Origin of the sequence: Streptomyces sp. ML-6 (genome assembly GCF_030116705.1) — a bacterium.
In the GTDB taxonomy this organism is placed as follows: Bacteria; Actinomycetota; Actinomycetes; order Streptomycetales; family Streptomycetaceae; genus Streptomyces.
In genome coordinates, this window is record NZ_JAOTIK010000001.1 from 5546305 (window position 1) to 5559405 (window position 13101).

The window sequence follows — 13101 nt, forward strand, 5'->3', positions numbered from 1 at the left end:
CGGTCAGTCTCGCAGGGCCGCCTCCATGACGGCACGCGCGATCGGGGCCGCGCTGCCGCCGCCGCTGATGTCGGCCCGCCTCGCCGCCGCGTCCTCGACGACCACGGCGACCGCGACGGCCGGCTGCGCCGAACCGGGTGCCTGAGCCCAGGAGATGAACCAGGCGTACGGTGTTCCCGTGTTGTCGACGCCGTGCTGCGCGGTGCCGGTCTTGCCGCCGACGGTCACCCCGTCGATCGCGGCGTTGGAGCCGGTGCCGTTCTCGACGACGTCCACCATCATCTCGCGCAGCTGCATCGCCGTCCGCGGGTTCATCGCCCGGTGGTAGGTGCGCGACCCGTTCTGGCGGACGGTCGCCCCGCTCCGGGTGGTCGTACGGTCCACCAGGTACGGGTACTTGAGATCGCCGCCGTTCGCCACGGCGGACGCCACCATCGCCATCTGGAGCGGGGTCGCCGTCGTGTCGAACTGCCCGATCGAGGACAGCGCGAGCTGGTCCTCGGACATCCCGGTGTCGAAGTTGCTCTTCGCCACCCCCGGGGGGATCTTCAGCCCGGTGTCGTTGAAGCCGAACTTCTCCACCGCCTCCACCATGTCCGCCAGCCCGACCCGCACCCCCAGATCCGCCATCACGGTGTTGCAGGAGATCCGGATCGCCTCGGCGAGCGACGCCTGCTCGCAGCCCCGGGACTCGTTGGGCAGCGTCGTCGTCGTACCCGGCAGCACGTACGGGGACGGGGTGTCGGTCTCCGCGTAAGGATCTGTGACGACCTCCGCGTCGAGCGCCGCCGCGGCCGTCACGATCTTGAAGGTGGAACCCGGCGGATAGGTCTGCCGGATCGCCCGGTTGAGCATCGGCCGGCTCTCCGCCGCGTTCAGCCGCTGCCAGGCGTCGGTGACGGACGAACCGGTGCCCGAGAGCAGCCCGGGATCGTACGAGGGGGTCGAGACCAGCGCCAGGACGCGCCCGGTCGCCGGTTCCAGGGCGGCGACCGCGCCCCGTCGTCCGCCGAGCCCGTCGTAGGCGGCGCGCTGCACGGCGTCCTCGACGGTCGTGACGACGTTGCCGCCGGGCTGCTGGGCGCGGGTGATGTCGTTCCACAGCGGGAACGGGGCGAGCATCGGATCGGTGCCGGAGAGGATGTCGTCCTCGGTGTACTCGATCAGGGAGGTGCCGTACGTCTGCGAGGCGTAGCCCGTCACGGGGGCGTACAGCGGACCGTTCCGGTACGTGCGCTCGTACCTGAGCTGCTCGCCGGTGTCCTCGGAACCCGTGACGGACCTGCCGTCGACCAGGATGTTCCCGCGCGGCTGGCCGTAACGGGTGATCGTCAGGCGGCGGTTGGCGGGGTTGTGGTCCAGGCTGTCGGCTTCGAAGACCTGGATGCGGGCGGCGTTCAGGAGCAGTGCCACGAGCAGCAGCAGACAGAGCGCGGCGGCGCGGCGGATGCAGCGGATCACGACCGGACCTCCGGTGCTCGGGGCGGGCACGGGTACGGGGGCCCGGCCGACAGGTGCGGGTACGGGGACGGGAGCGGCGCGACACGGGGGCGGGGGGACGGGCTCACCGGTCCTCCTCCGGCACCCGCGCGATGATTCCGGTCTCCACGGCGTCGGGCTGCGGTCTGCGGGCCTGGTCGCTGACCCGGATCAGCAGCGCCACGATGATCCAGTTGGTGACCACGGACGAACCGCCCTGGGCGAGGAACGGCATCGCCATGCCCGTCAGCGGGATCAGCCCCATCACCCCGCCCGCGATCACGAACACCTGGAGCGCCAGGATCGAGGCGAGGCCGATCGACAGCAGCCGCCCGAAGGGGTCGCGCAGGGCGAGACCGGCCCGGTAGCCGCGGGCCACCAGGAGCGCGTACAGCAGGAAGATCGCGGTCAGCCCGGTCAGCCCGAGTTCCTCGCCCGCCGTCGCCAGGATGAAGTCGGACTTGGCGGCGAAGCCGATGAGGATGGAGTGGCCGAGGCCGAGCCCGGTGCCGAGCATCCCGCCCGCGGCGAACGCGAACAGCGACTGGGCCAGCTGGCCGGGGCCCCGACCGGCGTCGATCGAGGCGAACGGATCGAGCCAGTCCTGCACCCGGCTGTGCACATGGGGCTCGAAGGAGCCGACGACGAACGCACCGAGGGCGGCGAGCAGCAGGCCCACCGCGATCCAGCCGGTCCGGCCGGTCGCCACGTACAGCATGATCACGAAGAGGCCGAAGAAGAGCAGCGAGGTGCCCAGGTCGCGTTCCAGGACCAGCACGCCGACGCTGAGGAGCCAGATCGCCACGATCGGGCCGAGCACCCGGCCGGTGGGGAACTGGAGCTTCCAGAACCGGCGGCCGGTGTACGCGAGCGCGTTGCGGTTCGCCGCGAGGTACGCGGCGAAGAACACGGCGAGCAGGATCTTGGCGAACTCGCCCGGCTGGAAGGAGAAACCGCCGATCCGGATCCAGATCTTGGCCCCGTTCACCGCCGGGAAGAAGATCGGCACGATCATCAGCACCAGGGCCGCGGCGACCGACAGGTACGCGTACCGCTGGAGCACCCGGTGGTCGCGCAGGAGGACCACCACGGCGATGAACAGCGACACGCCGAGCGTGGACCAGATCAGCTGGGTGGGGGCCGCCTGGTCCTTCGGCGTCTCCAGGTCGAGCCGGTAGATGAGCACCAGGCCGAGCCCGTTGAGCAGTACGGCGATGGGCAGCAGCAGCGGATCGGCGTACGGGGCGCGGAACCGGACCGCGAGATGGGCGAGGAGGGCGAGCAGCCCCAGGCCCGCCCCGTAACCGGCCACATCGGGCGGCACCGCGCCGTTCCTGGCCAGGCCGACGGCGGTGTAACCGAGGACGGGGACGAGAACGGCCCCGACGAGGAGCAGCAGCTCGACCCCGCGCCGCTTGGGCAGGCGGAGAGCGGGCGGGAGCGCGTCCGCCGTCGTTGCGGTCATGCCACGCAACGTAGCAAGAGCTGGTGCCTATTTCCCTTATGTCGTAGCAAGTATGTCCGGGCGGGCCGACGACGGACGAGGACCGGCCCCGGCTCCGCCCGGTCCCGGCCGGACCTGCTTCCGGGCGGCGCCCGACGGCCCGTCACCCCTCCTCGTGCGGGCCGGATTCCGAGCCGCCCCCGCCGCTCCTCGCCCCACCGCCTGGCGTCCCGCCGTCCGGGTCCGGGGCCTCGGGGAGCACCACCCGGGCCATCGCCCCGCCGTCCGGGGCGTTGCGGAACACGAGTTCGGCGCCGATCGCCCCGGCCTGCCCGGCGGCGATGGTCAGCCCGAGGCCGTGTCCCCGCCCGGCACCCTCGGTGCGGAACCGCTGGGGGCCGTCGGTCAGCAGGTACTCCGGGAAACCCGGCCCGTGGTCGCGCACGGTCACCACCGGCCCGTCGACCGTCAGCACCACCGGGGGACGGCCGTGCTTGTGGGCGTTGGCGATCAGATTGCCCAGCACCCGCTCCAGCCGCCGCAGATCGGTCTCCACCCGCACCCGCGCGGGCCGCCCCGGCCGGTCGGGGGACGGGTCCGCGATCCGGACCGCGGTCTGCGTCCCGGAGGCGCGCACCACCCGTTCGACGAGCGGGACCAGTTCGTACACGGCGAGATCGACCCGCTCCGTGCGGGCGTCGAGCCGGGAGATCTCCAGCAGGTCCTCCGTCAGCGCCCGCATCGCCCGGACCCGGTCCCGCACCAGCTCCGACGGCCGCCCCGGCGGCAGCAGCTCGGCGGCGGCCGAGAGGCCGGTCAGCGGGGTGCGGAGCTCGTGCGCCACGTCGGCGGTGAAACGCTGCTCGGTCTGCAGCTTGCGCTGGAGCGTGGCGGCCATCGTGTCCAGCGCCCCGGCGACGATCGCGACCTCGTCCTGCGGCCGCGAGGGGTCCGTCGTGCGCGGGTCGGCCACCCGGGCGTCCAGGTCGCCCGCGCCGATCCGGCGGGCCACCCGGGCCGTCTGGTGCAGCCGCCGGGTGACCCGGGTGACGGCGAACGCGCCGACCAGCACGGTGACGGCGATGGCCAGCAGGGCGGAGCCGACGATCGCCCTGTCGAGGTTGTCGATCGTGCGGGCGCTCTGGCCGTGGTCCACCGCCACGGCCAGCGCCCGGCCGTCCGCCGGGGCCGCCGCCCACATGACCGGACGGCCAGCCAGGTCGCCGACCAGCGTGCCGCGCTCGCCGCTCACGGCCAGGGCGCGCAGCCCGGCGGGCAGTCCGGGCGGATCGAGCCCCGCCCCCGGCGGCATCGCCTCGCCCGCCTGGTACGCGACGGTGGCGTCCGCCAGCCGGGCCAGGGCCTTCTCACGGGACTGGCCGACGGTCTCGCGAGTCATTCCGGTGTGCACGAGCGCGCCCAGCAGCGCGGCGAGCGCGCAGCACATCACGGTGATGAAGAGGGCCGACTTCCAGGTGAGCATCGCGGTCCAGGCGGGCAACCGGAACCTGCGCCGACGCGGCGCGGCCCCGTCCGTACCGCGCCGGGCCGAGCCGCTCCGGCCGGACCCCCGGGTTCCCCCACTGCCCCGTACCGCGCCGCTCCGGCGGGACCGCCGGGTTCCCGTGCCGCCTCGTACCGTGCCGGGCCGCCCTGTGCCGCTCCGGCCCGGCTCCCGGTCGCCCGCGGCGCGGCGGCTCATCGGCGTTCCGCGAGGACCCCGGGCGACGTGGCCGGGGGAGGGACGGCGGGCCGTGAGGTGGTGAGGGACGGCTGCGGCGCCCGGGACGGCGGCATCCGCAGGATCTCGTCCCGGGCGGGCAGCATCGCGCGCTGCCCGGCGTCCCAGGACCAGGCGGTGCGGTACTCGTACCCGGTGATCGCCGACAGCACCCGCACGATCAGGTCCCGCCCGGCCAGCTCGACGCTGATCACGGCGTCCGAGGTGGACAGGATCCGGGTCAGCCCGCCCGAATCCGGCATGTACACCCGGATGGAGACCTGACGGCCGGGCAGCTCGATGCCGAGGACCATCTCCTCCCGGCCGTCGCCCGTCAGATCGCGGAAGTGGGGCGGGAGCACGGGACAGGAGGCCGGCTCGGCGGGGCACGCCTCGATCCTCCGGACGACATCGGCGGGAAGATCGGCCGTGCTGCTGGTCCGGTTGGTACGGGCCCTGATGCCGGCCCGCACCACCGCCACCGGATCCAGCCGCCGCACGTCGCCGTCCGGCACCACGATCCCCGGGATGCGGGCGGTCTCGCCCTCGCCGTAGTCGTACGGGGCGGCGGAGGCGGGCGGTAGCCGGGGCCAGAGCCGGGTGGGACCGATGGCCGTCGGGGTCGGCCCGGCGCTGTGCAGCCCGCCGGTGTCGCCGCAGCCGGACGACAGCGCGAAACCGGCGGCGACGCCGAGGGGCACCGCCGCACGGCGCCATGTCCGGCGATGCGGGCGCATGACTCCCTCCCTTCCGGCGGTCCATACCAGATAGACCTTATGGGGAGGTAAGTCCGTTGCGCCCGTTCAGTACAGAGAAGGGGTGGTCCGGTGCCGGCAGATGCCGGGGGCACTGTGGGACGCCGTGGGTGCTGTGGGGCACCGGGGGACGCCATGGACGCTGTGGGACGTCGGGGACGCCGCCACTCGGCCGCCACTCGGCCGCCGCTCGGCGTCGGCATCGGCCGGGGCCGCTCGACCCCGGCCGATGCCGACCACCGACCCGGTGCCGACGAGGGCCCAGGTCCTCCCCGCCGGTACGGGTACGGATCTCAGTTCTGGTACGGGTTCTGCCCCGGGGCGCCCTGCGCGTACCCCGGCTGCCCCTGCGGCCCGCCGAACGGGTTGCCGTTCTGCGCGGCAGCCTGCTGCGCCAGCAGCTGGTCGGCCTGCTCCTTCGGTATCTGCTGCTCGCCGCCGCAGAACGTGCACTGGGTCGCGTACTTCGTCGAGAACGGGAACAGCGGCACGAAGAACAGGGTGAACTTCGTGACCCTCTTGCGCAGCGTGTGGGCGGCCGGATTGCCGCACCAGCCGCAGACGAGCGTCAATACGGCCAGCTGGTACAGATAGCCTCGCGTGCCGAAAATGATCATGTGGCGGGTCCCTTCCCCGTACTGCCCCGAAGGGCCTGCCGACAGAGCGCCAGCAGTTTCTCGTCCTCGTATGTGTCGTGGCTGCCGTATCCGCCGTCCATCGCGTTGTGGCGGCGGACGGAGGCGAGTTCGGCGCGCAGCGCGCGTGCCGACTCCGACCCTGCACCAGTGACCCCCGACTGCGCCAGGCGTTCCGCCACCCGGACCCTGGAGTGACGGTTCGCCTCCCAGGCCGCCAGGAGCAGCGGTACGGACTCGTCGGCCCGCCCGGTCACGTCCCACAGCGCGATCGCCGCGTCCAGCCGCAGCCACGGATCCTCGTGCCGCAGCAGCGCGCGCAGCCGCGGCGCGGTCACCTCCGCCCACGCCCCGAGCCCGCCCAGCGCGTTCACCGCGGACCGCCGCTCGTGGACGCGCTCCGCCTGGAGGCCCTCGATCAGCACCGGCAGCACCGCGTCGGCGTCGGCGTCGACCGCCCACAGGGCCTGCGCGACCTCCGTCGCCGACGCCGCCCCGGGACTCCGCAGCAGCGCCCGCAGCTCCGGCACGGCACCGTGCGCCGCGGGCCCGAACGCGGCGAGCGCCCGCAGCGCCGCGGTGCGCAGCCACTCGCCCCGGTGCGCCGGCGTGCCCCGCAGTATCCGCAGCACCTCCGGCAGCGCCTCCTTCGCCCGCAGCGCGGCCAGCCCGGTGAGCAGCGGGCCCGCCCGGTCGTGCGCCCTCCCGTCCAGCGGGACCTCGCCGAGCCTGCGGCACAGCACCTCGGCCAGCGGGTCGGCCGCCGCCCCCAGGAAGCCGATGGCGAACCCCACGTCGTGCGGCACCTCGGGCCGCTCCAGCGCGGCGGCCAGCGCGGGCAGGGACCGGGCGTCCCCCAGCCGGGCCAGCGCCTTCACCGCGCCGCCGAGTTCCGGCGGCCCGCTCGACCAGTCCTTCACCCAGGCACCGGGGTCCGCCGCCACCCGAGCCGCCAGCGCGTCGGCCGCGGGCGCCGCGAGCCCGAAGAGGTCCTCCAGCACGTGCGAGGCGGCCTCGGCCAGCTGCGGATCGGGGGTGGCGAGCTGCTCACCGACCAGCCGGACGAGCTCCCCGTACGAACCGCGCCAGGCCCGGATCAGCCCGCTGCTCATCCGGAGCGCGTCGATCCGCTGCCGGCGGTCGGGGCTGCGCAGCTGGTCGGCCAGCAGCGCCGTGCGCTCGGCGACCCGGTCGTCGAGCCCGACGTGCAGGGTGCGCAGCAGATCCGCGGTCCAGGGGGCGGGATGTCCTGCGCCCTCCCCGTCGGACAGCCCCCGCCACTGTCCCACCAGGGTCACCGGAACGGACCGCTCCTCGACGGGCGGCTCGCCGGTCCCGCCCGTGTCCGGGTGTGCCTCCACGGCCCCGCCCGCCTCGGTCGGCTGCGCGTCGGCCGCGGGGGCCGTCCCGCTCCCGGCGCCCGCCCCGCCCCGGCGGTCGGGCTTCGAGCGCAGCTGCCGCAGCAGCCCCGTCACCACCCGTACGACGTCGCCGGGCAGCGCGTCCGGCGCGCACCGCGCCAGCTGGGCGAGCGCGGCCAGCCGCAGCCCCGGCGGGAAACCCTCGCCCGCCAGCCGGCTCAGCCACGCCGCGGCCTGCCCGGCCAGCGCGCGGTGGCGCAGGGCCACCCGCCCCGCGGCCTCGACCAGGGCGAGCCGCACCTCCTCGGCCGGCTCGATCGGCATGCGCTCCCGCAACAGCGCGAGGACCCGGTCCGGGCGGCCGTGCAGCGCGGCGAGCGCCAGGGGAGCGGCGAGCCGGACCCCCGGATCCTCGTCGGCCATCAGCTCGAAGAAGACCCCGGCCCCCGCGGTGACGGCGGTCGCCGCCATCGCGTAGTTGGCCGCGCCCTCGATCTCCTCCTCGTCGATCTCCTCCTCGTCGTCCTCGTCCAGATCGATGCCGCCGATGCTGGTGAGCAACTCGACGATGCTGCCGCGGTCCTGGATGCCCGGATCCGCCACCAGCTCGAAGAGAAAAGGAATACTGGCCAGTGTGCAGGCGTACACATCGCCCTGGTGGTGCACGGCCCCGTACATCCCGTCCAGGGCCGTCTCGCGCTCCGCCGGGTCTGCGGACGCCAGCCCCCGCAGCATCGCGGGCACGTCATCGGCCGGCCCGTAGGCATGCTCCATCGAGGCCCAGTCGACCTCGTCGATTCCTGCGAACACGCCATCGCCTCCCCACGCAATTCAACGAAGCAGTGTCTGCGAGGAGTGTGCACCACAGGTCGGACGATCCGCCCTCCACATGCGGTCTTTTCCTGGCGGGCATGACAAAGGCTGGTTCCATGCGCTATCAACACCCGCTGACGACCAGCCAGAACCAGCCAATGGAAAGCTTTCTGACTACCTGTCGGAAACCGCATCGCGTACCCTCCGCACACTTGTACGCACACGACGGCCACCCCGGGGCCGGCCCCGAACGGCCATCGGCGCATACGTGTCGCGCCGCGCCCTCGGGGGCGCGTCCACCGGCGCGCATCCACCAGCGCGAAGGGGTGCCGACACGGAGGGGCTAACGCCCAACGACACGTGCCCGCAAGGAGGTTCACCCCCAAAGTCGCCCCCGGCCGTACCGGTGCCGCGTCGGCGGAGCCGGTGGCGCGGCCGGTGCGAGTAGACGCCTCCGGCCGCCGGAGCACCAACCCCCCTCGCGTCGTCGCAGCCCTCGATCGCCCGGGCGATTCGCCCTCGCCCGGGCTCCCCACCGATGCCGGCAGGCCGCCCGAAGCGTCCACGCCGTTGGCGAAAACGACACGGATCACTGCGAGATCACGGTTCGGTCCCCGTGGCCGGGTACGGGTGACGGCGTGTCGGTGATCCCGGCGTCGGGCCGGTCGCGCCACCCCGCACCTATGCTCACCGGATGGAGCAGAGCGAAGTGGTGAAGCGCGTGGTGGGCATCCTCACGGAGGCGGGCGAGATCCGTCGGCTCCTGGAGGAGAATGCCGACCGTGATGACCTGGACACCGACCCCGGCGTGGTGACGGTCCTCCTGAACGAGACCATGCCCCGGATCTCCGTACCCGAGAACGCCTCGATCGACGAGGTCGCGACCCTCGTCGGCCGCGAGGTCGGCGCCGCGGTGGAACAACTGGTCGGCGCGTTCACCCTGGCCTTCGCGATGCTGGCCCAGGTGCACGACTCCGGCCGGACGGACGTGACCTCCGCCGACGTGCTCCAGGACCTGGCCCTGAAGGCCGAACAAATCGGCTCCTCCGGGGGGCCGGAGGAGCCGGGAGCGTAGCCCGAATATATTACGTTCGGTGTTCCCCTGGATGCGGTAGGTTCGCTCCAGGGGTGACCAACAGTGGTTGCCCCCGTGAATGGTATATCGAGGGAGCTCCCCTCGAATTCACATACAGCCATGGGAGTTGAAGAGTTGTACAGCGCCTTCGGTACTGTTGCGAAAGCAACCGCTGCTGCCTTTGTCGTCGCCGGAGTTCTGACGGTCGGGTCCCACCACGCCACCGAAGTGCCCCGCGAGGCCATGCCGGTCCTGACCGCCACCTCTGAGCGGGAGGCCGTCGCGCAGCCGACGGCCGCGCGTACGGCCGCCGTCATACCCGTGCGCACCGGGCAGGACCAGTGGATGTGGATGATCCCGGTGGGTGCCGGGAGTGCACCGGCGGCGCCGGAAGACGTCGTGGACAGCCTGATCGAGGTCTGATCGACTCATTGCCGGCCGGCTCCGGGGCATCCGTTCAGGAGTCGGCCACCCGAGGATGATCCCGCAGCAGGTTTCGCAGCTCATCCGCCTCCTCCCGCATGGCGAGCCTGGAGTACAGGGCCGCGCCCAGCCTCGTGCGGCGCTTTGCCAGCCCCAGGTTGCCCGTGCGCAGAGCCGTGCGGGCCAGTCCCGCGACCGCCCGTGCGCAACCGAGCAGGGAAGCCGCCGCGCGGGCGACCGCCAGTGCCTCTTCGTACCCCCGGGCCGCCGCGGCGAACTGCCCCGAGGCGTACTGGACATCGGCCGCACCGAGCAGGGCGCGCTGACACTCGTACGGGCTGTCGATCCTGCGGGCCACCTCCACCGCCGTGAGCAGATGGGCCAGCCCTTCGTCCCGCCGCCCCAGCTCCGCATGCGTCTTTCCCAGTTGGATGAGGACGTTGATCTCGCCCAGCGCGTCGCCGTGGGCGCGATGGCTCTCCAAGGAGCGTTGGAAGCACGCCAGGGCCTGGGCGGTCTGCCCGGTCGCCTGGTACACGGCCCCCATGTTGGTGTCGAGTATGTCCAGCTCCTGGCGTCCGCCGTGAAGCCGGGCCAGCTCCAGGGAGCGTTCGTAGAATTCGAGGGCTTCCGGATACCGTCCTTGGGACGCGCACACGTCGCCCGAGTTGTTCAGCGCGTGGATCTGCCCGAGAAAGTTCCCGGTTTCCTGATGGATGCCGAGCATCACCCGGACCTTGTCCAGGGCCTCGCCGTACCGCCCCGCCTGGAAGAGCGCGGCCCCCTGGACGTTCAGCACGTCCGCTTCCCTCTCGCGCATGCCGATGCGCCGGCACTCCGTCAGCGCGTCGTCGAGGACCTTTAGTGCCGCCTTTCCGCGCCCCGCCGCCAGATGCGCCCGGCCCGCCTGGAGGAGGGCGTCCGCACAACCGTCCGGCCGGTCCAGCCGCCGGAACAGGACCAGTGCCTCGTTCGCACAGCTGAGGGCCTCGTCGTGGCCGGTCTGAGCCAGTGCCTCGGCCGCCTCCACCAGGGTCTGGGCCAGTGCGTACCGGTCGCCGCGGGCACGCAGGGCCGGTACGGCCGCTCCGTACAGCTTGTTGGTGACGGCCCAGGTACCCCACTGCTTGAGTTCGGGGGCGATCACATGGGGGAAGAACGCCGCGTACCTGGAAGCCTCGCCGGCCGCCGCGACCGCGACCGCGAGGAGGTTGGCCCGTTCCAGGACGAGCCACTCGGCGGCGTCGTCGGCGCAGGCGAAGTCCTGTGCGTACGCGGAGACGTGTTCGGTTGCCGACGGCAGCCGTCGGCGCAGGGGACGGGTGTGCCGGTCCGCGTGGTGCGCGGTGGTGAGGTAATGGGCGAAAAGCCGGTCCAGTGCTTCCGTCCGCGCCTCGGGCGGCTCCGTACGGGTGAGCTCCCGCAGGGCGAAGGCCCTGGTCAGCTCGTGCAGGCGGTACCGGCCGGGAGAGGGCTCCTCCAGCAGGTGGAAGTCCTGGAGCTCGTCCACGCTGCGCCGGACGAGGGCACCGTCCGGCGCCGTCCCGGCCAGTGCGGTGGCGGCGGCGACGGTGATGTCGGGACCCGGGTGCAGTGCCAGCCGGGCCAGCAACGACCGGGTGGGAGGGGCGAGTTCGGTGTAGGAGAAGCGCATCACCGAGACGAGCTCACCGTCGTCGAACTCGTCGAGCGGGTCCGCGGCGGCGGCCAGCCGGTCCAGCAGATGGCCCAGATCCCAGGACTTCCGGTGCCGGAAGCGGCTCGCCAGCAGCTGGATCATCAGTGGATGGCAGCCACAGGCATCCGTCACGGCCGTGAGGGCCCCGGGGTCGGCGGGGACCCGGTCCGCTCCCGCGATGCGGGTGAACAGGGCAGCGGCCTCCGGACCCGGCAGCACCTCCATCCGCAGGGCGGTGGCCCCGTCCAGTCCGGCGAGCCGCTTCCGGCTGGTCACGATCGCCCTGCAGGCGGCGGATCCGGGCAGGAGCGGACGCACCTGGGAAGAGCTTCTGGCGTTGTCGAGCACCACGAGCACCCGATGGCGTGACGTCCACTCCCGCCACCGGGCAGCCCACACATCGACAGGATCCGGCGGTTCGCCGTCGACGGGATCCGGCAGCCCGCTGTCGACCCCGGCCGCGTGGAGCAACACCGCGAGCGCCTCGGCGGGCTCGTACGGCGGCCGTCCGCTGTACCCGTGCAGATCGACGTAGAGCAGACCCCCGGGGTACGCGGCGCGGAGCCGGTGCGCGGCATGGACGGCGAGCGCCGTCTTGCCGATGCCGGGCATCCCGTGGATCACGGTCAGTGGCATGGCGTACCGGGTGGCGTCGTGCGGGCGGGGACCGGCGGCTGCTCTGCCGGCATCGGCTCTCGTGCCGGCATCGGCGGCGAGGTGCTCCGCATCGCCGAGCAACAGGCGGAGTTCTTCCGTGCGCCCGGTGAAGTCCCGGCTGTCGCGCGGAAGGTTGGAACGTGGCTCCCGGGCCGCCGACAGTTCGACGACGGTCGCCGTCCTGGTGAGCGTACGGTCCTGCTTCAGGATGCTCTGATGGAGTTCTTGCAGGTCGGGGCCTGGTTCGATACCCAGCCCGTCCCGCAGCCGCTGCCGTGTGTTCCGGTAGACCTGGAGCGCCTCGTCGGGTCGGCCGGACCGGTAGAGGGCCAGCATCAACGAGGCGATCACCTGCTGGGCCAGCGGGCTCTCCGCGGCCAGTTCATGCAGCTCCCCGATGAGATCGGCGTGCCGCCCCAGCTCCAGCTCCAACCGGATGCGCTCCCCCCGTACGCTGCGGTGGTCCTCCACCAGGCGGCCCCGTACCGAATCCGCCCAGTCGCTCGTGGACTCCGGCAGGGGGTCGCCGCGCCATCTGTCCTCCGCCGCGCGCAGCAGACCGACGGCCAGCTCCTGCCTGCCCTGCCCGGCCGCCGCGCGGGCCTCCTTCCGCAACCGCCGGAAGTGGCTCAGGTCGACCTCGACGCGGGGATCGAGCCAGAGCTGGTACCGGCGCGGCGACGGGCGATCCACCTGGACGAGGTCACCGACCGCCTTGCGCAGCAGGCCCCGCAGGCGCGACACGTAGCTCTGCATCGTGTCCACGGCCGTGACGGGCGGGCCGTCGCCCCAGACCCGGTCGATCAGCGCCTCCATGGAGACCGGTTCACCGCGTGCGTGCAGCAGCACCGCCAGTACGCAGCGCGTTTTCACCGAACCGAGCGGGCACTGCCGGCCCTGATGCCATAGTTCAAGAGGTCCCAGAGCAAGAAGTTCCACATCGCCCCCGCTGGGTGTGCTACTTCCTGCTGCCGTCGGCAGCGCCCGCACACATGTGCAGGACCTCTCACTGTTACTCGCCCCGCTCGGGGAGCGGACAGGGGCGCATGGGGGCGTGCTGG

General features: G+C 72.9%; 9 protein-coding genes. 2 read left to right on the forward strand and 7 right to left on the reverse strand.

All coding sequences use genetic code 11. The annotated features are described in order from the left end of the window. Positions 1-3 precede the first annotated feature (3 nt). The 6 genes from OCT49_RS24685 to OCT49_RS24710 all read right to left on the reverse strand — a co-directional run bounded on the left by OCT49_RS24685 (position 4) and on the right by OCT49_RS24710 (position 8204). The gene (locus OCT49_RS24685; protein WP_283854014.1) at positions 4-1461 is read right to left on the reverse strand and encodes a peptidoglycan D,D-transpeptidase FtsI family protein; all 1458 of its coding nucleotides are present in this window, start codon (positions 1459-1461) and stop codon (positions 4-6) included. A gap of 103 nt (positions 1462-1564) precedes the next feature. Next, complete coding sequence (locus tag OCT49_RS24690) at positions 1565-2944, reverse strand: FtsW/RodA/SpoVE family cell cycle protein (RefSeq protein ID WP_283854015.1); 1380 nt, start codon at positions 2942-2944, stop codon at positions 1565-1567. 142 nt (positions 2945-3086) lie between these two features. After that, complete coding sequence (locus tag OCT49_RS24695) at positions 3087-4406, reverse strand: ATP-binding protein (protein ID WP_283855931.1); 1320 nt, start codon at positions 4404-4406, stop codon at positions 3087-3089. A 215-nt stretch (positions 4407-4621) separates the two neighbouring features. Then, on the reverse strand, positions 4622-5380 hold the full coding sequence (locus OCT49_RS24700) for a hypothetical protein (RefSeq protein WP_283854016.1): 759 nt from the start codon (positions 5378-5380) through the stop codon (positions 4622-4624). Positions 5381-5691: 311 nt separating this feature from the next. After that, positions 5692-6015 (reverse strand): zinc ribbon domain-containing protein, encoded by a 324-nt coding sequence (locus OCT49_RS24705; protein WP_283854017.1) that lies wholly within the window; start codon positions 6013-6015, stop codon positions 5692-5694. Then, a complete protein-coding gene (locus OCT49_RS24710) occupies positions 6012-8204 on the reverse strand; it encodes a HEAT repeat domain-containing protein (protein WP_283854018.1) in 2193 nt (730 codons plus the stop codon). Before OCT49_RS24710 ends, OCT49_RS24705 begins: the two co-directional genes overlap by 4 nt. Before the next feature lie 697 nt (positions 8205-8901). On the opposite strand from OCT49_RS24710, the gene OCT49_RS24715 reads away from it, so the two are divergent. Together OCT49_RS24715 and OCT49_RS24720 are read left to right on the forward strand one after the other, a co-directional pair. Continuing rightward, entirely contained in the window at positions 8902-9282 is a 381-nt protein-coding gene (locus OCT49_RS24715; protein ID WP_283854019.1) for a hypothetical protein, read from the forward strand. Positions 9283-9402: 120 nt separating this feature from the next. Next, the gene (locus tag OCT49_RS24720) at positions 9403-9705 is read left to right on the forward strand and encodes a hypothetical protein (RefSeq protein ID WP_283854020.1); all 303 of its coding nucleotides are present in this window, start codon (positions 9403-9405) and stop codon (positions 9703-9705) included. A gap of 34 nt (positions 9706-9739) precedes the next feature. On the opposite strand, the gene OCT49_RS24725 is transcribed toward OCT49_RS24720, so the two are convergent. Beyond that, positions 9740-12913: an AfsR/SARP family transcriptional regulator gene (locus OCT49_RS24725; RefSeq protein WP_283854021.1), complete on the reverse strand. Its 3174-nt coding sequence runs from the start codon at positions 12911-12913 to the stop codon at positions 9740-9742. Positions 12914-13101 lie beyond the last annotated feature (188 nt).